Below are 26,564 nucleotides of genomic sequence, written 5' to 3'. Positions count from 1 at the left end.
GGCATCATCAGATCCCATGAGGACGGCCGCCGCGACCGAGGTCCGGCGGCCGTCCGCCGTCCGGACGCTGACCACCCTGCTCGCGCTGACCGCGGCGGCCACCGTCGTGGTCGAGCTGCTCAACTGGTGGTACGCCCCGGAGCAGGGCTTCGGGCTGGCGGTGCGGACCGGCTGGGCGATGCTCCGGTCGTTCGGCTTCCTGCTGCTGATCGGGCACGTCCGCCGGGGCCGGACGGCGGCCCGGCCGTTCGGGCTGATCCTGGCGGTGACCACGGTCTTCGCGGTCGGTCGGCTGATCGTGCCCCGGCAGGGGGTGCCGCCGCTGCCGGGACTGCTCGGCTTCGCCCTGCTCACCGTGCTCTGCGCCGCCGTGGTCTGGCTGCTCTACCGCTCACCAGCCGTCGCCGGGCACCTGGTCCGTCACCGGCCCCGGCTGGTCATCGACCGCGAGGGCATCTCCTGGCGGGAGACCCCGCCCCGCCGGCCGGAGGTCAACGGTTGGCTGCTCACCAGCCGGGTCGCGGCGTTCACCTACAGCCCGCTCATGCTGGTCCCGGCCCTGGTCGCCGCCGGCGCGGTCCTGGACGACCGGCTGACCGCCGTACCCGCCGTGCTGTTCTGGTTCGTCGCCGGGATCGTGACCAGCTACGCGGTGCTCTTCTGCACCGCCTTCCTCATGCGCGGCAAGCGCTGGGCGCGCACGCTGCTGGTGGCCGTCACCGCGATCGTGCTCGCCGTCGACCTGCCGTTGTGCTGGTGGCTGCTCGGCCCGGACGGGCTGGTCCGCGACGGTGGCCCGCTGGTGGCCGCCGCCGTGCTGACGCTCTACGGCCTCCGGCGCGCCACCCGCGCCGAACGCGCCACCCGCCCGGCGTAACACGCCACCCCGAGCATGGCCATGGGCTCGTTCCCCATCCGCCCGGGCGGTCCGAGCGAGGGCTCCGGGAGGGCCCCGGGAGGACACCGGGAGGGCCCCACGAGGGCTTCGGGAAGGACCCGGGAGGACGGCGGTGAGTTCGTGGTCCTTGTTGACGTGCCGGGCGGGTTTCGTCGCGCCGGGCGTCTCCGGCGGCAGGATGGCCGCAGGGAGCCGGACCGGCGGTGGGAGGTGACGCGTGGGCGACGAGTCCGTGGGCGACGAGTTCGACGTGGTGGTGGTCGGCGCGGGTCCGGCCGGGGCGGCCGCCGCGCTGGCGGCCCGGCGGGCGGGGGCGAGCGTGCTGCTGCTGGACCGCTCGGACTTCCCCCGGGACAAGGCGTGCGGGGACGGCATCGCCGCGCACGCGCTGGACGTGCTGGGCGAGCTCGGGGTGTCCGACGCGGTGGCCGGTTACGCGCCGCTGCCGGCGCTGCGACTGGTCGGCCCGGGCGGCGGGACCGTGGCCCGGGCGCTGCCCCGGCCGGCGTACACCGTGCCCCGGAAGGTCTTCGACGCCCGGCTGGTGGCGGCGGCGGTCGCGGCCGGCGCGCGGCTGCGCCGGCACGCGGTGCGGCACGTCGACGTCCGGGCCGACCGGGTGGTGCTCGACGGCGGGCTGGCGGCGCGGGCCGTGGTCGGCGCGGACGGCGCCGGGTCCGTGGTCCGGCGGGCGCTCGGGCACCGACCGAATCCCGACCGGCACCTGGCGCTCGCCATCCGGGGGTACGCCCCGGCACTGCCCGGCCCGCCCGAGCAGCTCATCGTCACCTCGGCGCCGCGCTGGCCGGCGTACGCCTGGTCGTTTCCGATCGGGGACGGCCGGGCGAACGTCGGGTACGGGGAGGTGCTGCGGGGTGAGCCGCTGACCCGGGCGCACCTGCTCGACCGGCTCGCCGCGCTGCTGCCCGGCACGGACCCGGCGGCGGTGACCGACCTGCGGGCCCACCACCTGCCGCTGTCGACGCACCGTCCCGCCCCCGGGCGCGGCCGGCTGGTGCTCGCCGGCGACGCGCTCTCGCTGATCAATCCGTTCACCGGCGAGGGCATCTTCTACGCGCTGCTCTCCGGCGCGCTCGCCGGGGCGGCCGCCGCCGGCACGCCCGAGCGGGCCGCCCGGCGGTACGCGGCGGCGCTGCGCCGACGCCTCGGCACCCACCTGCGGCACAGCTCGCTGGCGGCCTGGCTGGCCCGGCACCGCCAGGTGGTCGACGCCGCGGTCCGCGCGGCGCGGCGCGACGACCGCGTCTACCGGACGGTGGTCGAGCTGGGATTGGGCGACGGACGGCTCGACGTGCGCACCCTCGGCATGATCGGCATCGGTCTGTCGGCGCGGGAGCGCATTCCGAGGCGGTGAACCGGCGGACAGGTCGCTACGCTGCAAGGTGATGACTCTGCGGGACCTGATCTACTCGGTGTACGAGCGTCGCCTCACGGCGAAGCTCGCGGGCAAGCCGGTGCCCCGGCACGTCGGCGTGATGTGCGACGGCAACCGCAGGTGGGCCCGGGAGATGGGCTACGTCGACCCGAACGACGGGCACCGGATGGGCGCTGTCAAGATCAAGCACATGCTGGGCTGGTGCAACCAGGCCGGCATCGGGCACGTGACCCTCTACCTCCTCGCCACCGACAACCTGCGCCGACCGGCCAAGGAACTCGACCCGCTGCTCCAGATCATCGAGGACCTGGTGGTCGAGCTGGCCGAGGAGGGCAATCCCTGGCGGCTGCGGATGGTCGGCGCGCTCGACCTGCTCCCGGCCTCGACCGCCGCCGCGCTGAAGGCCGCCGAGGAGCGCACCCGGGACCGCCGCGGCGGGGCCGAGGTCAACATCGCGGTCGGCTACGGCGGCCGGCGGGAGATCACCGACGCGGTGCGGTCGCTGCTGCTGGAGTACGCCGCCTCGGGCGGCACCCTCGAGGAACTGGCCGAGGTGCTGGACGTCGAGCACATCGCCGAGCACCTCTACACCCGGGGCCAGCCCGACCCCGACCTGGTCATCCGCACCAGCGGCGAGCAGCGCCTCTCCGGGTTCATGCTGTGGCAGTCGGCGCACTCGGAGTTCTACTTCTGCGAGCTCAACTGGCCGGACTTCCGGCACATCGACTTCCTGCGCGCCCTGCGCTCCTACGCCAACCGCCAACGCCGCTACGGCGCCTGACGCGACCCCGCGACCCCCGGCCGGCCCGGAGCGCGTCAGGTGAGGTGCGTGGTGGCCTCGGTGAGGAAGTCGCCGAGCGCCGCGGGGGAGTCGAGGGTCAGGTCGGCGGCCTCCGCGACCTCGCGGCCCGTCTCCGGATTGGCGACCGCGACGCAGACGCCGAAGAAGTGCGGGTCGGCGGCGGCCCGGGCCCGCAGCGCGGCGAACGCCTTGATGTCGGAGACGTCGTCGCCGAAGTACCAGGCGCCCTCGGCGTCCCGGACGATCTCGTCGATGACCATGCCCTTGTCCCGGTCGACCGGGGGCTTGAGCTCCAGCACCATCCGCCCGGCCTGGACCTTGAGCCCGAGCCGCTCGGCCTGGGCCCGGCCCCACCGCTCCACGGCCGCACCGAGCTGCGGCGCGGTGCGCCAGTGCAGCGCCACGGAGAGCCGCTTGTACTCCACCAGCGCGCCCTCGGGCAGCTCGGCCCGCGCCAGGTCGGCCAGCTCCGCCATGGTGGGCACAAAGGGCAGGGCCGCCGGCTCCGTCACGGTCTCGCCGCCGGAGTGGCTGTGCTCCAGGCCGTAGAGGCCGTACAGGTCGACGCCGTCGAGGCCCCCGAGTTGGTCGCGGAGGAACTCGACGGGACGCGCGGAGACGATCGCGATCCGCCGGACGACCGGGGCGAGCGTCTCGATCGCGGCCAGCACCTTCGGGTCGGGGCGCACGGCGGTGGGGTCGTCGTCGACCGGTGCCAGGGTGCCGTCGAAGTCGAAGAAGAGCACGGTCCCGGCCGACCTTCCGGCGGTCGTCCGCCAGGCCTGGTCGGCGTCCAACGGGGTTCTCGGCTGGTGGTTGCCCAGATTCAACGGCGGCACGCGCGACAGCGTACCCCGGGCGGGGCGGCTCAATCCCCGTCCGAGCGGTGGCCACCGTCCGGCGCCCGGAGGCGTGCGCGGTCGGTGCGCGGCGGGCTGACGGTCAGCGTTCGGCGGCTCCCCGTCCCCGCCGGCCGAACGGCACGACGGCGGCCTCCTGGCCGTGGTTGAGCAGGTAACCCTCGACGAATCCGCTGTTGCGGTCGCCGCTGCGCTCCTCGATCTCCTTCAGCCGGCCGACGAGGAAGTCGGTCAGGGCGCTGACCCGGTCGTTGAGCCGGTCGTGCAGCTCGGCGACCACGGCCAGGATCACCGCGGTGCCGGCGGCGGTGAGCGCCACGAGGTTGACGAGCAGCGGAAGCTGCCCGCCGTTGACCGCCAGGGTCACCACGTTTCCGGTCACGCCCAGTGTCAGCGACACGGCGGCGATCACGACTGCCATCCACTTCAGGGTCATGGACAGACCCCTCCTTCTGTCCCGCAGGGCTGGGTTCGGCCTTGTCCCGTCCCCCCGCCGACGACGAGCCCAAGCAGTACGAATAGGGACGCTAGCGCGCCCGTTCCGGCCCCGGAGCGAAACGAATGAGTCTGACCTGCCGTTCTTTCGCCATCTGAGGAACTAGCCGGCCTGTTTCCCTCGTTTTCGGACATCGACCGGGAGAGTGGGGCGATACGCGAGGTATCTGATGGTTTCCCGGATGTGGAACTTCTCCGCGTCGGAGACGTCGGGGTCCACGAGCCGACGCAGCAGCGCCTCCACGTCCGGGTCCATCGGCGGCGCGGTCGCGGTGTTGCGCGGCGTGGTCGCCCGCTCCCAGCCCAGGGCCGCGAAGGCGGTCGCGGGGCTGAGGCCGAGGCCCTCGCAGAACGCGACGACGCGCTCGGCCTCCGGGTCGCTGGCCCAGTCGCCCCGGACCCAGCGGTTGATGGTCTGCCGGGAGACGCCGGTGCGACGGGACACCTCCGTGCCGCTCCACGCCCGGGTGGCCCGGGCCTCGTCGAGCGCCCGTCGGACGAAGGTGGCGAAGGCGATCTTCCGTGCGTTGGCCGTCTCGGTCACCTGGTGACGGTACGACCATCCGGCCACCGCCGGGTGTCCTGGCACGCTGGTGTCACGCGGACGTGACGTGGTTGTCGAGGTGCCGGTAACTGACCCGACACCGCTTCTGAGGGGCGTCACCTGGGCAGAATAGATGCCCGTAGAGGCCCCGGCAAACAGACGAAAAGCTGATACTGTCACGTCCATGGGACAATCTACGGTGTGTCACGTGCATGAGACGATGAGTGCTCACATGCGTCACGCCCCCGGCGCGAGGGGGGTGTGGTGACCGAGCTAGCCACCCGTGCCCAGGCCTTCGGCCTGATCGCGGAGGGGGTGGCCACGGGTCTGAGCGCGCCATGGCGGCTCTACCTCGCCCGGGGCTGCCGTTACCTGTCACTCAGCGTCGGCGACCGTACGGAGTGGGACGCCTGGCGTACCCACCTCGGCTGCCCCGAGGTCAGCGTCCGGGTGTACGACGCCGGCGGGGAGATCCGCCGCTCCTCGGTGGCCGAGGTCGTCCTGGACGGCTGCCGGATCAGCGTCGAGCTGGTCGAGGAGGTCAGCACCGACGACCTCGACCGGCTCCTGGTCGCCGAGCCCACGCCGACCGAGCCGGAGGAGCGATGACCCGGCACCCGCGGCGCACCGGAGCCGCCGGATGAGCCCCTTCCTCGCCGTCTTCCTCGTCCTCGTCCTCGGTGCCACGAGCTACGCGGCCGGGCGGCTGCACGGCCAGCTCAGCTACCGCATCGGCTACCGGTTCGGCTACCGGCAGGGCTACTTCGACGGCGACCGGGGGGCCTGGAACCGCCGTCGCCGCGACGCCCAGGCCGCCATCGCGTCCGCCCTGGCCGGCCCGTCGCCGGTCACCGCCGCCCGGGTCACCGGCACGGTGGTCCGGCCCGGCACCACGTACACCGGCTCGTCGTTCACGGCGCCGGTCGCCCCGGTCGCCGGGCGGCACCCGACCGGCACCCTGGTCCGGCGGACCGGTTGAGCCCCGGTCGACGGGGAGCCCGAGGCCCCGTCGACCGGAACCAGCGCGGTGCGTCGTCCGCGGCGGACACGCACCGTCGGGGCCACGTCAGACCGGTGACGGTGGTCCCACCGGCCGGGATGCGCGCAGGGGGCATGCATCCCGGCCGGTTTCGCCGCCGGCCGAGTTCACCCGCCGGTCCCCGGAGATCCACCGTCGCCCTCTAGCCCACGGGGTCCGACGCGGCTAGCGTCTAGGCATGGCACGGGGTTCTCCCGGGCCAGCCGGTCCGCCCGGATCTGCGACCTCGCGCACGGGGTTCCGCATCCGACCCCGTGTCCCCGGGCACCGGAGGAGGCGGAACGCGGGTGGCGGATGCCCATCCGTCGGAGCAGGCCTGTGACGACTCGCCGTACGCCCGCCGGGACCGACCAGACCCCGGCCGCGACTGCCACGACCCGCCGCGCCACCCGGAGCCGCCGCAGCGCGTCCGTCGCTCCGGTCGGCAACGAGGAGCCCCGACCAGCCGGCCAGGCGTTCGTCCTGGACACCTCGGTGCTCCTGTCCGACCCGGCGGCCTTCCACCGCTTCGCCGAGCACGAGGTGGTCCTGCCCCTCGTGGTCATCTCCGAACTGGAGGGCAAGCGCCACCATCCGGAGCTGGGCTGGTTCGCCCGGCAGTCCCTGCGCATGCTGGACGAACTGCGGGTCCGGCACGGGCGGCTGGACCGCCCGGTGCCCGCCAACGAATCCGGCGGCACGCTGCGGGTGGAGCTGAACCACTCCGACGACGGGGTGCTGCCGCCGGGGTTCCGCACCGACTCCAACGACGCCCGGATCCTCTCCGTGGCGCTGAACCTCGCCGCCGAGGGGCGGGAGGTGACGCTCGTCAGCAAGGACATGCCGCTGCGGGTCAAGGCCGCCTCGGTGGGCCTGCGGGCGGACGAGTACCGGCACGGCCAGGCCAGCGACCCCACCTGGACCGGGATGGCCGAGCTGGAGCTCGCCGAGGAGCAGATCGGCCGGCTCTACGCCGGCGAGGCGCTCGACCTGGACGTCGCCGCCGGGCTGCCGTGCCACACGGGCCTGGTGCTGCACTCGGCCCGGGGCTCGGCGCTCGGCCGGGTGCTGCCCGACAAGACCGTACGGCTGGTCCGCGGCGACCGGGAGGCGTTCGGGCTGCACGGCCGCTCGGCCGAACAGCGGATCGCGCTGGACCTGCTGTTGGACGAGTCGGTGGGCATCGTCTCGCTGGGCGGGCGGGCCGGCACCGGGAAGTCGGCGCTGGCCCTCTGCGCCGGGCTGGAGGCGGTGATGGAGCGCCGCCGGCACAAGAAGGTCGTGGTCTTCCGTCCGCTCTACGCCGTGGGCGGCCAGGAGCTGGGCTACCTGCCCGGCTCGGAGTCGGAGAAGATGTCGCCCTGGGCGCAGGCGGTCTTCGACACCCTCGGCGCGGTGGTGCACGAGAACGTGTTGGAGGAGGTCACCTCGCGCGGCCTGCTGGAGGTGCTGCCGCTGACGCACATCCGGGGCCGCAGCCTGCACGACGCCTTCGTGATCGTGGACGAGGCGCAGTCGCTGGAGCGCGGGGTGCTGCTGACGGTGCTCTCCCGGATCGGCCAGGGCTCCCGGGTGGTGCTCACGCACGACGTGGCGCAGCGGGACAACCTCCGCGTCGGGCGGCACGACGGCGTGACCGCGGTGATCGAGGCGCTGAAGGGCCATCCGCTCTTCGCCCACGTCACCCTCAGCCGTTCGGAGCGCTCGCCGATCGCGGCGATGGTGACGGATCTGCTGGAGGACATCCCGCAATGACGAGGCTTATGTAGGGGTTTGTCCGCATTTTTGGTGTGGCGCAGATCACAATCGTGCCCGTTGGTTTCCCATCAGTCCCACCGTGCGCGATGGTGTCCAACGAGCGCCCACGTACCGAGAAGATCGTTGGTGATCGTTCGTCACAGGACGCGCCAACTGCCACCCGGGTACGTCGGCTGCGACCGCCACCGGGTCGGGGCGCTTGCGACGCGGAGACGCGCCCCACCCGGGGCGCAGCCCCGCGCCGTGTCCTTGCACCCGACGAAGGGACCACTTCGTGAGTCGGCTGTGGAGCCGGTTCGGCGCCCGTACGGCCGCTGTCGCGCTGCTCTCCGTGGGCGTTGCCGGCGGCGTCTACCTGGGCGAAGACCGACAGACCCAGCAGCAGGGCCTGACCGCGCAGGTCGGTGTCGCTGTCGAGCAGGCCGAATTCGAGTACCAGCGCGAGCGGCACGCCGCCCAGCAGGTGCAGTCCGCCAAGCAGCGGGCCGCCGAGTACCAGGCGAAGCTGCGCGCCGCCGCGGCGGCCAAGGAGGCCGCCAAGCGCGCCCGCGAGGCCGAGGCCGCCGCCGCGTCGCGGAAGAAGGCCCGCGAGGCCGCCGCCAAGGCCGCGGCCGAGAAGGCCGCCGAGAGCAAGCCGTACGAGGGACCGATCCCGGCCTCCTGCGCCGAGTTCAGCGGCAACCGCGAGGTCGGCTGCGCGCTCATGGTGAAGGCGGGCTTCGGGATGGACCAGTTCCCGTGCCTGAACAAGCTCTGGGACAAGGAGAGCGGCTGGAACCACAAGGCCCGCAACTCCTCGTCCGGGGCGTACGGCATCCCGCAGGCGCTGCCCGGCAGCAAGATGGGCTCCGTCGCCGACGACTGGCAGACCAACCCGGCGACCCAGATCAAGTGGGGCCTCGGCTACATCGAGGGCCGCTACGGCACGCCGTGCAAGGCCTGGGCCCACTCGCAGGACGTGGGCTGGTACTAGACCGACCTTCGAGGGCGGGGTGTGTGGGTGTCCACACACCCCGCCCTCGTCGTTCCGGTTACGGATCGCCGCAGGAGTGGCGGCTGTGCCCGTCACCTGATAGCTCTTGACGGGTGACCCTGCACCCGCCAAGCGGCGACCCGCACAGGTTCGGCACCGAGGCGTTCTACGCCGCGCTCGGCCGGGCCTTCGTCGCCATGTGCGCGGTGGTGCCGTTCCTCTTCCTCATCGAGGCCCTCGACCAGGGGCTCGCGGCCGGCTTCGACACCGCCGCCGGGATCATCCCGAAGCGGATCGACGGGCTCGACGGCGTCTTCTTCTCGCCGTTCCTGCACCACGGCTTCGACCACCTCTACAGCAACAGCATCCCGCTGATCCTGCTCGGCACCTTCGTGCTCGCCGCCGGCGCCCGCCGCTTCCTCTGGTCGACGCTCGTCATCATCCTGGTCAGCGGGCTGGGCGTGTGGTTCACCGGCTCGTCGACCTCCGTGGTGGTCGGCGCGAGCGGGGTCATCTTCGGCTACCTGGGCATCCTGCTGACCCGGGGCATCGTCGAACGGAGCTGGTGGAACTTCGCGGTCTTCCTGCTCGTCGGCCTGCTCTACGGCTGGCAGCTGGTCGGCATCCTCCCCACCGACGAGCGGATCTCCTGGCAGGGCCACCTGTTCGGGCTGCTCGGCGGGGTGGTCGCCGCGATCATCTTCCGGCGCCGGCGGGGAGACCTCGGCGGTCCCTACCGCTCGGAGTCCACGCTCACGATGCCCTGACCGGCGCGCGGCCGGCCGTCCTGGCTCGGCGGTGCGGCCACACCTACCCGCCCCGTCGGCGCCGTGCCGACGCGCCGGTGCCGCGCGTCGCGGTGGGACGTGCTTGCCCGGGGGTGCCGCCGGCCCTACCGTCGGGATCAGCACGCGTTGATCCGTGAGCGGAAAGCGACGGTACGCCCATGCGTGAGGTCGATGTCGCGGTGATCGGGGCCGGCCCGGCCGGGCTGTTCGCGGCGTACTACGCCGGGTTCCGGGGACTCTCCGTCGCGGTGGTCGACGCGCTGCCCGAGCCCGGCGGCCAGATCACCGCCATGTACCCGGAGAAGCTGATCCACGACGTGGCCGGCTTCCCGGCGGTCAAGGGGCGGGACCTGGTGGCCAACCTCGTCGCCCAGGCGGCTCCCTTCGATCCGTGCTACCTGCTCGGCACCCGCGCCGAGAAGCTCTCGTACGCCGACGGGCGGCCGGTGCTCGGCCTCGCCGGGGGCGGACAGCTCCGCTGCGGGGCGGTGGTCGTCACCGGTGGGCTGGGCAGCTTCACGCCCCGACCGCTGCCCGTGGCGGAGCACTTCGCCGGCGCCGGGATCGTCTACTTCGTACCGCAGCCGGGCGAGCTGGCCGACCGGGACGTGCTGATCGTCGGCGGCGGCGACTCCGCCTTCGACTGGGCGTCGACGCTCCAGCCGCTGGCCCGCTCGGTGACGCTGGTGCATCGGCGGGAGAAGTTCCGGGCGCACGCGGCCACCGTCGCCCGGGTGCTGGGCCTGCCGGTGCGCGTCATCGTCAACGCCGAGGTGACCGGGCTGCACGGCGACGGCACGGTCACCGGCGCCGAGATCACCGTACGCGGCGGCGCGGCGGAGCTGCTGCCCGTCGACACGGTGGTGGCCGCCCTCGGCTTCACCGCCGACCTGGGGCCGCTGACCGAGTGGGGGCTGCGGCTGGACCGCCGGCACATCGTGGTCGACAGCGCGATGGCGACGAACCTGCCCCGGGTCTTCGCGGCGGGCGACATCACGGAGTACCCGGGCAAGGTACGGCTGATCGCGACCGGCTTCGGCGAGGCCGCCACGGCGGTCAACAACGCGGCGGTGGCCATCGACCCGAGCGCGCACCTGTTCCCCGGGCACTCGTCCGACGGCACCTGAGCGTTGCTACCGGATCCTGCCCCGTCCGTGGCCGGATCGAGATCGGTTGCTGCGATCGTGGGCCGATGAGCCATCCGGTCCCGCGCCGTGACGGCGCGCCAGCGACCCTGGCCTGGCTGGGTCATCCCGCGACGGTCACCGCCCTCGTCCTGCTCGTGGTCAACGACCACCTGTTCAAGCCGGCGTTCCCCGGCCTGGTGACCGGAAAGCTCAGCGACGTCGCCGGCCTGCTCGTCGCGCCGCCGTTGGTCGCCGTGCTGCTGACGCTGCTGGCCCCACGGCTGCCGGCCCGCGTCGCCGCCGGGCTCGGGCTCGGCCTCGTGGCCGCCGGCTTCACCGCAGTCAAATCCAGCGGGTACGCCGCCACCGGCGCCTCGGCGCTCTGGAGCACCGTCAGTGGGCCGTCGCTGGTCCGGGCCGACCCCACCGACCTGCTCGCGCTGCCCGCGCTGGTCCTCGCGGGGTGGAGCTGGTCCCGGGCGCGACGGGCGCCGGTGCGGCGGCGAACCGCCCGGCTGGTCCGGCTGCTGGTGCTGTTGCCGGCGGCGACGTTGGCGGTGGCGGCCACCAGCGCCGTCCACTATCCCGACGCCGTCCGGGCTACGGTCCTCGACGGACAGTTGGCCGCCGGCACCGGGTACGGCTACGACACCCGCGTCTTCGACGACACTCCCGCCTGGCGGCTGAGCGGCGACGACGGGCTCACCTGGCGCGACCCGATCCGGGGCGAGACCGAGGCGTTGGCCGGTACGAAGGGGCCGGTGGCCGGCCCGGTCAGCCAGGGCTGCTCGACCGCCACGCCGACGCGCTGCTACCGGGTGGTCCCCGGCCGGCTCGCGGTGGAGCAGAGCGACGACGCGGGCCGGACCTGGCAGCCCGCCTGGGGGGCGACCGAGGCACAGCGGGCTGTCCTGCGCCGCCAGTACCCGGACCCGGGACCGCGCGGCGAGCGGCTGACCACGCAGGAGCTGGCCGTGCGGGACACCGGCGACGGTCGGCACGTGGTGCTGGTGGCCAACGGGCGGGACGGATTCGCCGTCCGCCGGCCCGACGGGAGCTGGGAGCGGCTCGGGTTCCTCGGCGGGGAGGCGGCGGTCGGGTACCCGTTCGGCGGGCGGCCTCCGGCGTTCGGCCGCAGCACCCCGGCGGACCGGGGGGACGACCCGCTGCTGGCCCTGGCCCTGGGCCTCACCTTGGTCGCATCGGTGGTCGCGGTGGCCGGCGCGCGGGCGGGGAGGCGGACCGGCGCCGCCCGCTGGCGTCTCGTCCCCCTGGGCCTCCTGACGGGCGCCGCCTGGGTCCTGCTGGCCCAGGTCTGGGCGGACGAGCTGTTCGTCCAGGAACTGAGTCTCGTCGGGCTGGCCGCTGTCCTGGTACCCCTGCTGGCGCTGGCCGGTCTGACGCCGGTCGGGCTGCGCGGGGCGCGTGGGCGGTGGACCGCAGAGGTGCTGCTGGCCGCCGCCCTGACCCTGGCACTGACCGCGCTGCCGCTGGTGGGCTGGCTCTACGGCCGGCCCGCGTACTCCGGCACGGCCCTGCTGCTCGCCGTGGCGGCCACCGTGCCGGGACTGCTGCTGGGCTGGCGGGCGGCCCGGTTGGTCGCCGCGCCGGCGACTCCGCCCGTCAACGGGCCGGCCGGCTCGGTGCGACAGCGGCGATCATGACCGCTACCAGGGCCAGCGCCGCGCCGAGCAGCGTGACGGCGTCCGGGCGGGAGGCCGCCGTGGGCAGCAGCAGGTCCAGCAGTACGGCGCCGACGATCTGCCCGGCGATCGTGGACAGGCCCAGCAGCAGCACGCCGGTGAACCGGACGATCGCGGCGGCGATCGCGATGAACACGATCCCGATCGGCCCGCCCAGGTAGAGCCAGGGCTCGGCCGGGGGGCTGCCCGTCGGCCATCCGCGTACCGCGAGGTCGACGGCGAAGGCGACCAGCAGGGCGGCCGTGCCGACGGTGAAGTTGACCAGCGTGGCGGTCAGCGCGCTGCCGGAGGCCATGCGTACCCGGCCGTTGACCGCCTGCTGCCAGGCGACGGCCACCCCGGCGAGCAGCGGCAGCAGGGCCAGCCCGAGGGTGTCCGGGTCGCCGAGCCGGTCACCGACGGCCAGCAGGACGGCGACCACGGTGAGCGCCGCCCCGGCCATCCGCCGGCCGGTGACCGGCTGGGAACCGCCCGGGCCGACCCCGGCCCGGTCCACCGCCAGGCTGCTGCCGGACTGGCCCGCGACCACCGCGACCGTGAAGACCGCCACACCGAGGGTGCCGATGGTCAGCCCCTGGGCGGAGACCAGGAACGCCCCGCACGTCCCGCCGAGGCACTGCCACGGTCGCAGCGAGCCGTCGGTGAGCGCGCCGCGCAGGGCGGCCAGCCCTCGCCGCCCGGCCGGCGTGGCGGGGACCAGCACCAGCAGCACCACCAGGCCGAGGCCGAACGAGACCACCGCGGCGGCGATCCCGTCGGCCAGGCGTACGCCCAACTCGCCGTTGATCCGGGACTGCACGGCCACAGCCAGCCCTGAGAGCGTCGCGAGAGCCACACCGGTGATCCGGCGGGTCGCAGACGTGGCTGGCGTGGCCAGCGTCCCGGTGCTGCTCACTCCTGCTCGGCCAGCGGGCGGCCGTCGAAGTCGACGGCCGAGTAGAGCGCGAGCTTCTCCAACCGGTGGTACGAGTCGATCACCCGGATCGTGCCGCTCTTCGAACGCATGACGATCGACTGCGTGTACGCGCCGCCGGCGCGGTAGCGCACGCCGCGCAGCAGATCGCCGGAGGTGACGCCGGTGGCCACGAAGAAGCAGTTGTCGCCGGTGACGAGGTCGTCGGTGCCCAGCACCCGGTCCAGGTCGTGCCCGGCGGCGAGCGCCTTCTCCCGCTCCTCGGCGTCGCGCGGCCAGAGCTTGGCCTGCATCGCCCCGCCCATGCACTTCAGCGCGCACGCGGAGATGATGCCCTCGGGAGTGCCGCCGATGCCCATCAGCACGTCGACGTCCGACTCGCCCCGGGCCGCCGCGATGGAGCCGGCGATGTCACCGTCGGAGATGAACCGGATGCCGGCGCCGGTGCGGCGGATCTGCGTGACCAGGTCGTCGTGCCGGCTGCGGTCCAGCACGCAGACCGTCACCTCGGAGACGTCGGTGCCCTTGACCTTGGCGATCCGGCGCAGGTTCTCGGCCACCCCGGCGTTGATGTCCACCACGTCGGCGTACGCCGGTCCGACGGCGAGCTTCTCCATGTAGAAGACCGCGCTCGGATCGAACATCGCCCCCCGCTCGGAGACGGCGAGCACCGCCAGCGCGTTCGGCATGCCCTTGCTCATCAGCGTGGTGCCGTCGACCGGGTCGACCGCGACGTCCACCTCCGCGCCGGTGCCGTCGCCGACGTGCTCGCCGTTGAAGAGCATCGGCGCGTTGTCCTTCTCACCCTCGCCGATCACCACGACGCCCCGCATGGGGATCGAGTTGATCAGCTTGCGCATCGCGTCGACGGCGGCTCCGTCGCCGCCCTCCTTGTCGCCCCGGCCGACCCAGCGACCGGCGGCCATCGCCGCGGCCTCGGTGACCCGGACCAGGTCGAGGGCGAGGTTGCGATCGAGATCCTGCGGGATCCGGGTCCTGGTGTTCGTCATGACGGCTCCTCCTCGCGACGTTGCGGGGCGGCAGGGTGCGGCGTCGCCGCTGCCGGCTTTGTCGCTGATCCTCACACGATCGCTCACCCGGCGCGGGGCCGGGGCGGTGATGGCCCGGATACGGCCGGTCGGGCGGCTGCGAGAATGACGAGGTGGAAGCCGCACAGCCCGCCGATCGCGTACCCGCCGACCGCACACCCCCGGACGGCCAGCCGCCCGTCGCCCCGACCCGGGACGCCGCCGTACCCGAGGGGGAGCCGGCGCTGGTCGAGCCCGCCGGCGCGGCTGACGTGGCCCTGTCCGACGGCATGACGGAGACGGGCGAGCGGCCCGCGCCGCCGCCCGCGGTCGACACCCGCAAGTCGGAACGTTCGCCCAAGGACATGGCGATCTCGCTGCTCGTGCTGCTGGTCCCGATCGCCCTGCTGCTCGCCTTCTACCGGGGGTTCCTCGGCGGCGAGCAGCCGACGACCGTCGACCCGGCCCCCGCCATCGACTCGGCGCGGGCCGCCAACGTCTTCCCGGTCAGCGAGCCGGCGGAGCTGGGTGACGGATGGCACACGGTCAGCGCGAAGTTCCAGACCGTCGAGGGCGGTTCGAACCTGCGGCTCGGCTATGTCACCCCCGAGGGGCGGGGCGCCCAGTTGGTGCAGAGCAACGTGCCGCCGGAACGGCTGCTGCCGACCGAGCTGACCGCCGAGGCGCAACCGCAGGGCCAGACCGACCTGGGCGGACGCACCTGGCAGCGGTATACGGCCCGGGGCAACGAGCAGGCACTGGTCCTGCTCGAACCGAACCGGACCGTGATCGTGGTCGGCGACGCCCGGGACAACGAGCTGCGGCAACTGGCCGGGGCGGTCCGGTAGCCGCCGGGAAACGGCCCCCCGGTTGTCGGTCGGATCGGCTAGGCTGCCCCGGCTCACTGCCCGGCGGCTGAAGCACGCCGGGCTTACCGTTCCACGAAGAGGGACTTACCTGTGAACATTCGACGGTGGAGCGTCGGCGTGCTCGCCGCCACCCTGCTCGTTCCCGGCCTGGCTGCCTGCAAGTCGGACGAACCCACGCCGGCCGACGCAGGCTCGGTAACCTCGGCCGTGCCTGCCGACCCGAAGGAGGCGCTGCTCGCCTCCACCAAGGAGATCGAGAAGGGTAACTTCACCTTCACGCTGGCCGGTGCCGGGCTGAGCGGCAAGGGCCTGGTGCACAAGCCCAGCAACAGCGCCCAGTTCAGCATGAAGTTCGACGACGAGTCCGGCAGCATGTCGATGAGCATGGAGCTGATCTACATCGAGCCGGACAGCTGGGTGATGCTCGACCTCGGCGAGCTGGGCGCCATGATCCCGGGCGCGGAGAAGTGGAAGGGCAAGTACCAGCACCTCGACCAGTCCAAGGTCAAGGGCGCCGGCGAGCTCAGCCGCTACATGGAGGAAGTCGACCCGGCTGGCAGCGCGAAGCTGACCAAGGGCATCACCGAGGTGCAGAAGACCGCCGAGGGCAGCTACACCGGCAAGCTCGACGTGTCCGCCGCGGGCGACGCCGCCACCCTGGACGCCGACCTGGTCAAGGCCCTCGGCGCGCAGGCCAAGGCGCTGCCCTTCACCGCCAAGCTGGACGCGGAGGGCCGCCTCACCGAGCTGGTGATCTCGGTGCCGGCCGCCGGTGAGACCAAGGCGCACGACATCAAGGTCACGTACGCGGACTACGGCAACGCCACCGCCGCCCAGAAGCCGCCGGCGGACAAGGTGGTCGAGGCGTCCCCCGAGACGTACGAGATGTTCAAGGACTGACAGCGGCACACGGGAACGGGGCGGCTCCGGCCGCCCCGTTTCCGCGTTCCGGGTCACCCGACCGGGGCAACCGGACATCGCGGTGATTGTGCGACGCGGCGACAGGGAACAGAAGTGGGGCGAACCCGGGCCAGCCGCCCCGGCAACCGGCCCGACGGGGGTTCGCGCGGCGCAGCCGACGTGGTGCGTCGCCCGGTTTCCGGCCGCCGCCAGGTGCGTCGGGTGACCCACGTGGGAGACACGCATGACTGTTCGACGCCTGAGCGCCGGCCTGGTGGCCGCCGCCCTGTTCACTCCCGGTCTGGCCGCCTGCAACGCCTCCGGGACCCCGACGGCGGACTCGTCCGCCTCCCCGACCGTCTCGGCGTCCGGTACGCCCGCGGCCTCGGGCAGCGCGGCCCCGGCCTCCGGTGACGCCAAGCAGGCACTGCTGGCCTCCACCCGGGAGATCAGCAACGGCAACTTCCGGTTCACCATGTCCGGCGTCGGCTCGACGGCCGAGGGGCGGGTCCACGAGCCCACCCAGAGCGCCGAGATGCGGGTCACGATCGGCAAGCCGACCGACGACCTGTTCATGAAGCTCGACCTCGTCCACTACAAGCCGGACAGCTGGGTCAAGGTCGAACTCGGTGGCACGACCGCCAAGAGCGTGCCGGGTGTGCAGAAGCTGAACCTCGGCAAGTACCAGCACCTGGACCAGACCCGGATCAAGGGCAACCGGAACCTCGGCTTCGACTTCGAGAAGGTCGACCCCGCCGGCAGCGAGGTGCTGACGCAGGGCATCACGGAGGTCCGCCAGACGGGCGACGGCGCGTACGCCGGCACCATCGACGTGTCGAAGGCGGCCGAGGCGGGTTCGGTGGACCCGACGGTGATCACGGCCCTCGGCGCGCAGGCGAAGTCGGTGCCGTTCACCGCGAAGCTCGACCCGCAGGGCCGGCTCAGTGAGATGGTCATCCAGATCCCGGCCGCCGGCCAGAACAAGGCGCAGGACATCCGGATCACGTACTCGGACTACGGCAGCGCCACCGCCGCCCAGAAGCCCCCGGCGGACCAGGTGGTCGAGGCCCCCGCCGAGCTCTACAACCTCTTCAACTGACCCACCCGTTTTCTGCCCCCGTTCCGACGTCGATCATGCAGTTGTGGTGCGTGACACAAGGTGCAGAACGCCCTGTATCGCCCACCACAACTCCATGATCGGCGTCGGGGTGGGGTGCGGGGCGGGCGTCAGGGGGTGGGGTTCTGGCGGGTGGCGTCGATGCGGGCGCGGGCGCCGTCGAGCCAGCGCTGGCAGGTCTCGGCCAGCTTCTCACCGCGCTCCCAGAGCGCCAGTGACTCCTCCAGCGTGGTGCCGCCGGTCTCCAGCCGCTCGACCACCGACGCCAGCTCGGCGCGGGCCTGCTCGTAGCTGAGATCTTCGTCCTTCTTCTCGTCAGTCATCGCTGCCATCCCACCACATCGTGATCCCGCTTCCGTTCAGCGTCGACCGTCGCGGCCAGCTCGCCATCGTGATTCCGTTTCCGTTCAGCCGTCGACCGTCGCGGCCAGTTCGCCCTCGGCGAGGCGTACCCGGAGCGGGTCGCCCCGGCCGACCTCGGACGCGGCGCGGAGGACCTGGCCGTCGGCGCGCTGGACGATCGCGTAGCCCCGGTCGAGGGTGGCGGCGGGGGAGAGGGCGCGCAGCCGGGCCAGGGTGTGCCGCAGGTCGTCGTCGGCGGCGGCCAGGCGATGGTCGAGGCAGCGCCCGGCCCGCTGACGCAGCCCGGTCAGGTCGGCGACCCGCTGGTCGATCATGACCTGCGGTCGGGCCAGCACCGGCCGCGAGCGCAGCCCGTCGAGCCGGTGCGACTCGCGGTCCACCAGGTTGCGTACCGCCCGTTCGAGGCGGTGCCGGGCCTGGCGGATGACGCGCACCTCCTCGGTGAGGTCGGGCACCACGCGCTTGGCCGCGTCGGTCGGCGTGGAGGCGCGCAGGTCGGCGACGTAGTCGACCAGCGGTGCGTCGGTCTCGTGGCCGATCGCGCTGACCACCGGCGTACGGCAGGCGAAGACCGCCCGGCACAGCGCCTCGTCGGAGAAGGGCAGCAGATCCTCGATGCCGCCGCCGCCCCGGGCGATGACGATCACGTCGACGGTCGGGTCGGCGTCCAGCACCTTGAGCGCGTCGACGATCTGCGGGACCGCGCTCGGCCCCTGCACGGCCACGTTGACCGTGCGGAACTCCACCGCCGGCCAGCGCCGGCGGGCATTGGTCAGCACGTCGCGCTCGGCGGCCGAGGCGCGACCCGTGATCAGCCCGACCCGGTTGGGCAGGAACGGGGGCCGGCGCTTGCGCGCCCGGTCGAACAGCCCCTCGGCCGCGAGCAGCTTCTTGAGCTTCTCCAGCCGGGCCAGCAGCTCACCGAGGCCGACCTGCCGGATCTCGTCGGCGCGCAGGCTCAGCGTGCCCCGGGCGGCGTAGAACTCCGGCTTGGCGTGCAGCACCACCCGGGCACCCTCGCGCAGCTCCGGCGCACCGGCGTCCAGGACGTCCCGGTTGGTGGTGACCGTCAGGCTGAGGTCGGCCGACGGGTCGCGCAGGGTGAGGAAGACGGTGCTGGCGCCCGGCCGGCGGCTGATCTGCGCCACCTGCCCGTCCACCCACACCCAGCCGAGCCGGGCGATCCAGGCGCCGACCTTCTGGCTGACCACCCGGACCGGCCACGGCTCCTCGGATGTGCTGCGCCCCACCTCGCCTGTGCTCACCCGCCCACCCTACGGCCCGCCCCGGACACTCCCGCGCACCTCGGCGGCCAGCTCCGGCGCGCCGGGTACGCGCGTCCTCTCGTACCGGAAAGGAGCTGGTGAGCGCCCCTGGCCCGGTGCGGGACGTGGTGGGCCGGCGGAGGACACCGGTGGCCGTACGCGCAGCGAATGGGACATTCTGGCAGGCGTGCGCCGGCGTCGTGATGGCGGTCGCGTCCCGTGTCGCCCTCTCAGGCGGCACGTACGATGGGCGGGTGACTCAGGCTGAAGTGACGTCCCGGACCGGCAAGCGCGTGATCCTGGCCAAGCCCCGCGGCTACTGCGCGGGAGTGGACCGCGCGGTGCAGACCGTCGAGGAGGCACTCAAGCTCTACGGCGCCCCGATCTACGTACGCAAGCAGATCGTGCACAACAAGCACGTGGTGCAGACCCTGGAGGCCCAGGGCGCGATCTTCGTGGAGGAGAACGAGGAGGTGCCCCAGGGCGCCACCGTCATCTTCTCCGCGCACGGGGTGGCCCCGGAGGTCTACGAGCAGGCCCGCAGCCGCTCGCTGCGGGCGATCGACGCGACCTGCCCGCTGGTCACGAAGGTGCACCAGGAGGCGAAGCGTTTCGCCGCCGAGGACTACGACATCCTGCTCATCGGTCACGAGGGGCACGAGGAGGTCATCGGCACCTCCGGCGAGGCACCCGAGCACATCCAGCTCGTGGACGGCCCGGAGGACGCCGACCGGGTCACCGTCCGGGACCCGAACAAGGTCGTCTGGCTCTCCCAGACCACCCTCTCCGTGGACGAGACGCTGGAGACGGTGGCCCGGCTCAAGAAGCGGCTGCCGATGCTCCAGTCGCCGCCCAGCGACGACATCTGCTACGCCACCTCCAACCGGCAGCACGTGGTCAAGGAGATCGCGCCCGAGTGCGACGTGGTGATCGTCGTCGGGTCGGCCAACTCCTCCAACTCCGTACGCCTCGTCGAGGTGGCCCTCGACGCCGGTGCGCGCGCCGGTCACCTCGTCGACTTCGCGCACGAGATCGACGACGCGTGGCTGGCGGGGGCGCGTACGGTCGGCCTGACCTCGGGCGCCAGCGTGCCCGACGAGCTGGTCCAGGAGGTCCTCGCCCACCTCGCCGCGCGTGGCTTCACCGACGTCGACGAGGTGGTGACCGCCAACGAGCGGTTGACCTTCTCGCTGCCGCAGGAGCTCAAGCGGGACATGAAGGCCGCCGTCGCGGCCCGCGGCTGACCGGCGGGAACGACACGCGGTCCCGCTGCGTCGAAAACGGGTATGAGGACTCTTCGGCTCGCCGTCTCCGCGCTGGCCGTCTGCGTGGCGCTGAGCGCCTGCGGCGGTCAGGACGGGGCCGGCGACACCCCCACCCCGACCCCGACGGGAGCGCAGCCGGTGACCAGCCCGCCCAGTCCGGATCCGAGCCCCTCCGCACTCCCGCCGACCCCCGGTGACCCGGTGGACCCGACGGGGCCGGCCCTGCCCCTGCCCACGAGACCCTCCGGCGGGGCGCCGAAGCCGTCGGCCGGCGCCGTCACGCTGACCGGGACGGTCACCTCGGGGGTCGAGCCCAACTGCCTGCTGCTCGACAACCACCTGCTGGTCGGCGGCCCGCGTGACGTGCTGAAGCCGGGCACGAAGGTAACGGTCACCGGCCGGGTCCAGCGCGACCTGCTCACGACCTGCCAGCAGGGCACGCCCTTCCTGGTCGAGACCGCCCGCCGCGGTTGAACCGGCACAACGGGCGGAGCCCGCCCCCTGGTGGGGACGGGCTCCGGTGTTCCGGTGCGGGACGGATCAGTTCACGGTGCCGATGGAGACGGCGCCGCGGCCGACGACCGCGCCCTCGGTGGTCACCACGGCCAGCTCACCGTAGAGCGCCCGACCGGCGACCGGGGTCGACTGGGCGGTCACCGTGCCGGTGAGGGTGGCGGTGGCGCCGTGGGCCAGGTTGAGCGGGGTGGCGGGCGCCGAGAGGGTGCCCAGCGCCGCCGCCGAGAACGAGTCCCGGTAGTCGTAGGCGGTGCTGCCACCGGCCCCGTCCACCGCGTAACCCTCGACGACCACCCGGTAGGTGCCCGCCGGCGGGTTGTTGATGGTCACGGACTCCTCGGAGTCACCGTCGGCGTTCCGACCGACCTCCGTGGCGCCACGGAAGACGTAGAGGTCGAGGTCGGCCGCGGCGCTGGCCGGGTTGCCGATCCGGGCGGTGAAGCGGGTCGCGCCCGCCGGCACCTCCACGATGTACTCCTGCGACGCGCCCTCGGCGATGGTGGGCCGCTCGGCGTGGACGCTGGAGAGCGGGCCACCCTGGCCGGTCACGGAGACCGGGCCGAAGGTGTTGGCCAGCGACCAGGTCACCGGGGTCGCCGCACCGGCGGTGACCGACGGCAGCTCGACCACGGCCGGCTCGACCGCGACACCCTGCGTACGCACGGTGAGCTGGAACGGGTTGTTCAGCGACGGCGAGGTCCGACGGGACTCCACCTCGATCTCCCAGACCCCGGCGATCGGGTTCTGGTAGTCGCGCTCCTGCGGCTTGCAGGCGTTGACGTCGGAGAAGTTGGTGTAGCAGGCGAGGCTGGACGTGCTCTCCACCGGGACGCCGTACGGGTTGAAGGCGATGAACCGGGTCTGCGAACCGGTGGCGATGCCGGAGAGGTTCACCTGGAGGGCGCCCGTGCCCGGCGGAACCGTCACGAAGTACGAGGTGAAGCCGTTCCGGTCGACCGAGCCCTCGGCCGAGAAGGCGAAGTTCGGCTTCTGCACGTCGTTCGAGGCCACGACGACGGTGGACACCTCGAAGTCGATGACCGAGGTGGCCGGGTCGTCGATCGTCATGATCGCGCCGTGCGCGCCGGAGGTGGTCGGCTTGGCGGTGACCTGGACGGTGACGGTCTTGTTCAGCGGGAGCGAGACGCTCTTCGGCGCCTTGAAGGTGCCGTCGTTGCCGCGCAGGCCCACGTTGTGCTTCACGGTGCCGGCCGGCCCGCTGGTGCGGGTCAGCTTGACCTGGTAGCTCTTCGACTGGCCGACGCGCTGCCCACCGTCGGTGGAGGCGCAACGGTTGTAGACGCCGGTGCCCTGGTTCGGGGTGCTCAGCTGACCGGACAGGACGGTGCAGACCGGGGCCTCGGAGGTGTACGAGCGGGTCTCCACGCCCTTGCGCAGCAGCTTCCACGCGCCCGGCACGTTGAACATGCCGTAGCCCTGGGCGTACGTCGGAACGTCGGCGATCGGCTTGGCCGAGGTGAAGAGCGCCCGGCGCAGCGCGGCCGGGGTGACGCCCTTGTCGGTCGCCTTGGCGGCCGACAGCAGCAGCGCGGCGGCGCCGGCGGCCTGCGGGGAGGCCATCGAGGTGCCGTTCAGCATCGCGTAGCCCGGGGGCAGCGCGTAGCCGGCCTCGGGGACCGGGTTGCCGGCCTGCCAGGTCGGGGCGGTGGAGATGGCCGAACCGGGGGCGGCGATGTTCGGCTTGACGCCGCCGTCCTCGCGCGGGCCGCGGGAGGAGAAGTTGAACAGCGCGTTCTTCTTCTTGACCACGGAGCCGTAGTTGGCCAGCCAGGTGTCCTTGCTGATGCTCGCCGCGACGCTGACCACGTTGGCGGCCACCGACGGGTCACCGATGGTGTTCAGGCCCGGACCGGAGTTGCCGGCCGAGATGAACATCTGCACGCCGTAGGTGGTGATCAGGTTGTTGTAGAGCTCGGCGCGGGCGTTGTTGCCGTCGTTCAGCGCCGGCAGGCCGCCGATCGACATGTTGATCACGTCGACCTTGCGGTTGATGACCAGGTCGGCCATGCCGGTGGTGAGGGCGGCGTAGGTGCAGCCGCCGCCCCACGAGCAGGCGCGGGCGGAGACCAGCTTGGCACCGGGCGCGGCACCGTCGAAGGCGCCGTTGCCGAGCATGTCGTTGGCGGCGGTGATGCCGGCGACGTGGGTGCCGTGGGTGCTCTCGACGATGCCGATGTTGACGTAGTCCACCAGGCCGGGGCCGCCGACGGGGGTGGTGTCCACGTCCTCGCGGTACTCGACCACGAACGGGATCCGCTCGACCACGGGGGTGGCCGGGTTGTCGGTGCCGAAGTACCCGACGTCGAACTTCTCCTTGTACGGCCGCATCAGGGCGTCGTCGGTGAAGTCGTTGTTCTGGTTCACGTCCACCCAGATGTTGTGGGTGGCCGGGTCGTAGAGGATGCCGAACGTGTCGGTCCGGTCGCCGTCGCGGTTGATGTCACCGGCCGGGTCACTGGCAGCGGTGATCGACTCGCTGAACCGGTTGAACCGGTAGGTGCCTGCCGGGGCCGTCCAGGTCGCGCCGCCGGAGGTGAACGTCGGACCGGTGACCTCGGTGAGCATCGGGCGCCAGGTGGCGTCCTCGAACGGGTCCGTCGCGGTCACCCAGTCGACGATCTTCCGCTCGCCCGTGGTGGTCTTCTGCAGCGCCGGGTGACCGAGGTCCACACCGGAGTCCATGATGCCGATCGTGACGCCGCGGCCGTCCCACTGGGGGTTGTCCGCCACGAAGTCGACCGCGCCGGTCTCGTTGGTCGGCATGTAGGGGTTGGCGGCCGGGGTGTCGGCCCCGGGGCCGGGCAGGGTCGCCGCCTGCTGTGCCGCCTTCTTGCCGGAGGGCGCGACCTCGGGCGTCGGGTCGGGCAGCTGGATGGTCTCGTCGAGGTCGACGGCGGAGACGCCGGGCAGCGTGGCCGCCTTGACCACCTTGGAGGTAGGGACCTTGGCCAGGACGTAGCCGATGCTGTCGTAGCGCTCGGTGACGGCCGCGCCCAGCTTCTTGAGGTCGGCGGCGACGTCCTTCGCCTCGCCCTTCTTGGTGGCCACGATCAGCGTGACGGTCGGGGCCTTCTTCGCCTCCGCCTCGGCGAGCAGCTTGGCGTCGTGCGAACCCAGGGCCTCCACGGGGGTGACCTGGGAGGCGTCGGGTGCGGCGGTCGGTGCGGTGCTCGCGGTGGCGGCACCACCGGCGACGGTCACGGCGCTGGCCGCCACGACCGACGCGAACAGCGCGGCGGAGGTCCGCCGGCCGAGGTTTCGGGGTTTGCTCACGTTCTCTTTCCTCCAGAGAACAGGGCCCTCAGATGCAGGGCACGCGTGAGGCGAATCCTTCGTGCTGCCGCTGGTCACTGTCACTACCGCCGAGTTCGTTGTGACCACTTCGTGACATGGGTGGCCGTCCATTGTCACACCAGCGGTGATAGGTATCGGCCGTCAGTCCAGTGTCGACGGTCCGGACGGCGACCCGGCATCGGCGGTTCCGAGCAGCTCAGGGGCCTGCGGCTGACGGGGCGCCAGCTCGATCTGCGCCGGCGCGGCCAGCTCCTCGTCGGAGACCCCCAGCTCAGCGAGCTTACGGGCGCTGACCAGCACGCGCGCCTCCAGCGACCCCACGGCCCGGTTGTACGCGGTCACCGCGCCCCCGAGCGACGCGCCGAGCTTGCCGACGTGCTCACCCAGCGTCGACAGGCGTCCGTGGAGCTCCCGGGCCAGCGAGTGCACCGCGACCGCGTTGCGCGCCAGCGCCTCCTGCCGCCACGAGTAGGCGACCGTACGCAGCAGCGCGACCAGGGTGGCGGGGGTCGCCAGCACCACGTTGCGGGCGAACGCGTGCTCCAGCAGCGTCGGGTCGCGCTGCAACGCGACGTCGAGGAACGGGTCGGCCGGCACGAAGAGCACCACGAACTCGGGCGTGCTGTCGAACGCGGCCCAGTAGGTCTTGGCGGCCAGCGCGTCCACGTGTGCGCGCAGGTGCCTGGCGTGGGCGTCGAGGTGGGCGTCGCGGCCCCGCTCGTCGCGGGCCTCCATCGCCGTCAGATAGGCGTCGAACGGCGCCTTGGCGTCCACCACCACCGAACGGCCGCCGTGCAGCCGTACCACCAGGTCGGGGCGGACGCCCTGGTGGTCCGTGGCGGCGGTGACCTGCTCCGAGAAGTCGCAGTGCTCCAGCATGCCGGCCGCCTCGACGATGCGGCGCAGCTGGTGCTCGCCCCAGCGCCCGCGTACCTGGGGTGCCCGCAGGGCCGCCACCAGCTGCTTCGTCTCGGTACGCAGCTCGCCCGAGACCGTGCTCATGGCGCGGACCTGTTCGCGCAGTTCGGCGTACGCGTCGACCCGGTCGTGCTCCAGCTCGGCGACGCGCTGCTCGTAGCGGCGCAACGTCTCGTGCAGCGGGGCGACGGCACGCGCCACCGCCTCCTGGGACTGTGCGGTGGCCTCGTAGCTCAGTGCCCGCATGGACTGTTCCAGCCGGCCCTCGCCCTCCCGGGTGGCCCGCAGCGTGGCGTCCAGCCGGGCGATCTCGGTCGCCGAGCGGGTCCGGGCGGCGTACCAGCCCGCCGCGCCCCCGACGGCGAGGCAGACGACCACCACGGCCAGCGTCGAGAAGTCCACCCCCCGAGCTTGCCAGACGGGTACGGCACGTGCCGTCGCGCCGCGTGGCGGGCGTTGCGGCTCGGCCGGCTCCGGGCACCCGCGCCCGCAGCCGGCGCCGGGTCACACCTGGGACAGTGGAACGACGTAGGAGTCGACGCGGGCGATCAGCCCGTCGCGGAACGTGAAGAGATCGTTGAAGGCGAACCGGAACGGTCCGTGTTCGATGCTGACGCCGCGCCCCTCGCCGGTGGTGACGACGACCGGGCCGTCCTCGTGGACGCGCTGGACGTCGAGCTCGGGGCTGCCGGTGAACGCCGGATTCTCGATCTCGCCGTCGAACTCCGCCTTGCCGCGGGTGGTCCGGTGACCGTGGATGACCCACTCGACGTCGTCGGTGAGGGTCGCGAGGATCCGCGGGTGGTCGCTCGTCCGGAATCCGGCGAAGTATTCGGCGACGAGGTCGCGCTGGGTCGTACGGGTCATGGTGTTCTCCGTTCCGGTGGGCTGTCAGTGCCGAAGGTGTGCGGCGAGGGCGTCGAGGATCGAGGCGAGCCCGTCGGCTGCCTGGGCCGTCCGCAGCTCAGGCGGCAGCCGGCGCTGGTGGACCGTGAGGTCCGTACCGTCGCCGGCGGGGCGGACGGTGACGGTCGTGCGGAGGCCGGTGACGGGCTCGTCGAACACGAGTTCGTGCGGTGCGTCGACGCTCACGTAGACGAACCGGAGCCGGCGGGTCCTGCCGCCCGGCGCGCGGGTGTCCAGTTCGAATCCGCCACCGGGACGCAGGTCGACGGTCACGGAGCCGGGCGGCACGCTGGCGTGCGAGCCGCCCCAGAACGCCGCGATGCTCGCCGGCGAGGTGAAGGCCGCCCAGACGCGTGCGGGCGCGGCAAGGAGGTGACGCTCGGCGATCAGCTCGTCGTCGCGGAGCTCGGTGCTGGTGGTCAATGGATCGCTCCCTTGTCGGTGAGGTGCTGCTCGAGGGCGTCGAGCCGGTCGTTCCAGGCGCGGCGCTGCTCGTCGATCCACGTGCCGAGCAGCGACAGCTGGTCGACCCTCAGCCGGCAGGGGCGTCTGGTGCCCTCGCGCCGCTGCTCGACCAGGCCGCACCGCCGAAGGACCCCCACGTGGTGGGAGATCGCCTGCGGGGTCAGGTCGAAGGGCTCGGCAAGCTCCTTCACCGTGGCCTCGCCGCGCGCGAGACGGGTGACCAGAGCGCGACGGACGGGGTCGCCGAGGGCGGCGAAGGCCAGATCGAGGTCGGGGCCGGGCGGCACGGGGGGAGAGGCCATGGCCTCACCCTATTGCAAAAGATCATTTGCGCAAACGACCGCTTGTTATTTGCCGAAGCT

27 protein-coding genes are annotated in these 26,564 nt (G+C 72.9%); 15 read left to right on the top strand and 12 right to left on the bottom strand.

Annotated elements, in window-relative coordinates; genetic code table 11:
• Positions 1-16 precede the first annotated feature (16 nt).
• The 3 genes from ACGFIG_RS07090 (at position 17) to ACGFIG_RS07080 (ending at position 3,075) form a co-directional block, all read left to right on the top strand.
• A complete protein-coding gene (locus ACGFIG_RS07090; protein ID WP_393000091.1) occupies positions 17-877 on the top strand; it encodes a hypothetical protein in 861 nt (286 codons plus the stop codon).
• 238 nt (positions 878-1,115) lie between these two features.
• The gene (locus ACGFIG_RS07085; RefSeq protein WP_393000089.1) at positions 1,116-2,273 is read left to right on the top strand and encodes a geranylgeranyl reductase family protein; all 1,158 of its coding nucleotides are present in this window, start codon (positions 1,116-1,118) and stop codon (positions 2,271-2,273) included.
• Positions 2,274-2,304: 31 nt separating this feature from the next.
• Positions 2,305-3,075, top strand: a complete 771-nt coding sequence (locus ACGFIG_RS07080; protein ID WP_393000087.1) for an isoprenyl transferase — start codon at positions 2,305-2,307, stop codon at positions 3,073-3,075.
• Between the two features lie 35 nt (positions 3,076-3,110).
• On the opposite strand, the gene otsB is transcribed toward ACGFIG_RS07080, so the two are convergent.
• From otsB to ACGFIG_RS07065, 3 genes are all read right to left on the bottom strand, one after another.
• Complete coding sequence (otsB, locus tag ACGFIG_RS07075) at positions 3,111-3,935, bottom strand: trehalose-phosphatase (RefSeq protein WP_393000085.1); 825 nt, start codon at positions 3,933-3,935, stop codon at positions 3,111-3,113.
• A 103-nt stretch (positions 3,936-4,038) separates the two neighbouring features.
• Complete coding sequence (locus ACGFIG_RS07070) at positions 4,039-4,392, bottom strand: hypothetical protein (protein WP_393000082.1); 354 nt, start codon at positions 4,390-4,392, stop codon at positions 4,039-4,041.
• 162 nt (positions 4,393-4,554) lie between these two features.
• Complete coding sequence (locus ACGFIG_RS07065; protein WP_393000080.1) at positions 4,555-4,995, bottom strand: XRE family transcriptional regulator; 441 nt, start codon at positions 4,993-4,995, stop codon at positions 4,555-4,557.
• A 264-nt stretch (positions 4,996-5,259) separates the two neighbouring features.
• Here ACGFIG_RS07065 and ACGFIG_RS07060 point away from each other — a divergent pair, with 264 nt between their 5' ends.
• From ACGFIG_RS07060 to ACGFIG_RS07030, 7 genes are all read left to right on the top strand, one after another.
• Positions 5,260-5,604 (top strand): hypothetical protein, encoded by a 345-nt coding sequence (locus tag ACGFIG_RS07060; RefSeq protein ID WP_089003683.1) that lies wholly within the window; start codon positions 5,260-5,262, stop codon positions 5,602-5,604.
• Positions 5,605-5,635: 31 nt separating this feature from the next.
• On the top strand, positions 5,636-5,974 hold the full coding sequence (locus ACGFIG_RS07055; protein WP_393000078.1) for a hypothetical protein: 339 nt from the start codon (positions 5,636-5,638) through the stop codon (positions 5,972-5,974).
• 378 nt (positions 5,975-6,352) lie between these two features.
• Positions 6,353-7,768 carry a PhoH family protein gene (locus ACGFIG_RS07050; RefSeq protein ID WP_393000076.1) on the top strand — a complete coding sequence of 472 codons (1,416 nt, stop codon included), beginning with the start codon at positions 6,353-6,355 and terminating at the stop codon, positions 7,766-7,768.
• Positions 7,769-8,045: 277 nt separating this feature from the next.
• Positions 8,046-8,744 (top strand): lytic transglycosylase domain-containing protein, encoded by a 699-nt coding sequence (locus ACGFIG_RS07045; RefSeq protein WP_393000074.1) that lies wholly within the window; start codon positions 8,046-8,048, stop codon positions 8,742-8,744.
• Between the two features lie 113 nt (positions 8,745-8,857).
• Positions 8,858-9,511: a rhomboid family intramembrane serine protease gene (locus tag ACGFIG_RS07040; protein ID WP_393000072.1), complete on the top strand. Its 654-nt coding sequence runs from the start codon at positions 8,858-8,860 to the stop codon at positions 9,509-9,511.
• A gap of 179 nt (positions 9,512-9,690) precedes the next feature.
• Positions 9,691-10,659, top strand: coding sequence for an NAD(P)/FAD-dependent oxidoreductase (locus tag ACGFIG_RS07035; protein WP_393000070.1), 969 nt, complete (start codon positions 9,691-9,693; stop codon positions 10,657-10,659).
• A gap of 65 nt (positions 10,660-10,724) precedes the next feature.
• Complete coding sequence (locus tag ACGFIG_RS07030) at positions 10,725-12,323, top strand: hypothetical protein (protein ID WP_393000068.1); 1,599 nt, start codon at positions 10,725-10,727, stop codon at positions 12,321-12,323.
• Here the strand turns inward: ACGFIG_RS07030 and ACGFIG_RS07025 are convergent.
• Both ACGFIG_RS07025 and glpX read right to left on the bottom strand, forming a co-directional pair.
• Positions 12,283-13,257 (bottom strand): DMT family transporter, encoded by a 975-nt coding sequence (locus ACGFIG_RS07025; protein ID WP_393000066.1) that lies wholly within the window; start codon positions 13,255-13,257, stop codon positions 12,283-12,285. The genes ACGFIG_RS07030 and ACGFIG_RS07025 overlap by 41 nt on opposite strands.
• The gene (gene glpX / locus ACGFIG_RS07020; protein WP_393000064.1) at positions 13,254-14,285 is read right to left on the bottom strand and encodes a class II fructose-bisphosphatase; all 1,032 of its coding nucleotides are present in this window, start codon (positions 14,283-14,285) and stop codon (positions 13,254-13,256) included. The genes ACGFIG_RS07025 and glpX overlap by 4 nt, the downstream gene beginning before the upstream one ends.
• Before the next feature lie 152 nt (positions 14,286-14,437).
• On the opposite strand from glpX, the gene ACGFIG_RS07015 reads away from it, so the two are divergent.
• The 3 genes from ACGFIG_RS07015 to ACGFIG_RS07005 all read left to right on the top strand — a co-directional run bounded on the left by ACGFIG_RS07015 (position 14,438) and on the right by ACGFIG_RS07005 (position 17,171).
• Positions 14,438-15,151 carry a DUF4245 domain-containing protein gene (locus ACGFIG_RS07015; protein ID WP_393000062.1) on the top strand — a complete coding sequence of 238 codons (714 nt, stop codon included), beginning with the start codon at positions 14,438-14,440 and terminating at the stop codon, positions 15,149-15,151.
• 111 nt (positions 15,152-15,262) lie between these two features.
• Positions 15,263-16,072 carry a hypothetical protein gene (locus ACGFIG_RS07010; protein ID WP_393000060.1) on the top strand — a complete coding sequence of 270 codons (810 nt, stop codon included), beginning with the start codon at positions 15,263-15,265 and terminating at the stop codon, positions 16,070-16,072.
• Between the two features lie 244 nt (positions 16,073-16,316).
• On the top strand, positions 16,317-17,171 hold the full coding sequence (locus ACGFIG_RS07005) for a hypothetical protein (protein WP_393000058.1): 855 nt from the start codon (positions 16,317-16,319) through the stop codon (positions 17,169-17,171).
• A 128-nt stretch (positions 17,172-17,299) separates the two neighbouring features.
• On the opposite strand, the gene ACGFIG_RS07000 is transcribed toward ACGFIG_RS07005, so the two are convergent.
• Together ACGFIG_RS07000 and xseA are read right to left on the bottom strand one after the other, a co-directional pair.
• Positions 17,300-17,512: an exodeoxyribonuclease VII small subunit gene (locus ACGFIG_RS07000; RefSeq protein ID WP_393001349.1), complete on the bottom strand. Its 213-nt coding sequence runs from the start codon at positions 17,510-17,512 to the stop codon at positions 17,300-17,302.
• Between the two features lie 84 nt (positions 17,513-17,596).
• The gene (xseA, locus tag ACGFIG_RS06995) at positions 17,597-18,817 is read right to left on the bottom strand and encodes an exodeoxyribonuclease VII large subunit (protein ID WP_393000056.1); all 1,221 of its coding nucleotides are present in this window, start codon (positions 18,815-18,817) and stop codon (positions 17,597-17,599) included.
• Positions 18,818-19,071: 254 nt separating this feature from the next.
• Here xseA and ACGFIG_RS06990 point away from each other — a divergent pair, with 254 nt between their 5' ends.
• Together ACGFIG_RS06990 and ACGFIG_RS06985 are read left to right on the top strand one after the other, a co-directional pair.
• Positions 19,072-20,061 (top strand): 4-hydroxy-3-methylbut-2-enyl diphosphate reductase, encoded by a 990-nt coding sequence (locus ACGFIG_RS06990; protein WP_393000054.1) that lies wholly within the window; start codon positions 19,072-19,074, stop codon positions 20,059-20,061.
• Between the two features lie 42 nt (positions 20,062-20,103).
• Positions 20,104-20,556, top strand: a complete 453-nt coding sequence (locus ACGFIG_RS06985) for a hypothetical protein (RefSeq protein WP_393000052.1) — start codon at positions 20,104-20,106, stop codon at positions 20,554-20,556.
• 66 nt (positions 20,557-20,622) lie between these two features.
• On the opposite strand, the gene ACGFIG_RS06980 is transcribed toward ACGFIG_RS06985, so the two are convergent.
• From ACGFIG_RS06980 to ACGFIG_RS06960, 5 genes are all read right to left on the bottom strand, one after another.
• Positions 20,623-23,892, bottom strand: a complete 3,270-nt coding sequence (locus ACGFIG_RS06980; protein ID WP_393000050.1) for a S8 family serine peptidase — start codon at positions 23,890-23,892, stop codon at positions 20,623-20,625.
• Positions 23,893-24,054: 162 nt separating this feature from the next.
• Positions 24,055-25,233 (bottom strand): DNA recombination protein RmuC, encoded by a 1,179-nt coding sequence (locus ACGFIG_RS06975; protein WP_393000048.1) that lies wholly within the window; start codon positions 25,231-25,233, stop codon positions 24,055-24,057.
• 102 nt (positions 25,234-25,335) lie between these two features.
• The gene (locus ACGFIG_RS06970; RefSeq protein ID WP_393000046.1) at positions 25,336-25,698 is read right to left on the bottom strand and encodes a nuclear transport factor 2 family protein; all 363 of its coding nucleotides are present in this window, start codon (positions 25,696-25,698) and stop codon (positions 25,336-25,338) included.
• 24 nt (positions 25,699-25,722) lie between these two features.
• Complete coding sequence (locus tag ACGFIG_RS06965; protein ID WP_393000044.1) at positions 25,723-26,160, bottom strand: SRPBCC domain-containing protein; 438 nt, start codon at positions 26,158-26,160, stop codon at positions 25,723-25,725.
• Positions 26,157-26,504 (bottom strand): ArsR/SmtB family transcription factor, encoded by a 348-nt coding sequence (locus ACGFIG_RS06960; protein ID WP_393000042.1) that lies wholly within the window; start codon positions 26,502-26,504, stop codon positions 26,157-26,159. The genes ACGFIG_RS06965 and ACGFIG_RS06960 overlap by 4 nt, the downstream gene beginning before the upstream one ends.
• Between the last annotated feature and the right edge of the window lie 60 nt (positions 26,505-26,564).

Source organism: Micromonospora sp. NPDC049048 (assembly GCF_043197615.1).
GTDB lineage: Bacteria > Actinomycetota > Actinomycetes > Mycobacteriales > Micromonosporaceae > Micromonospora.
This window is presented reverse-complemented; position numbering and strand designations above follow the sequence as displayed.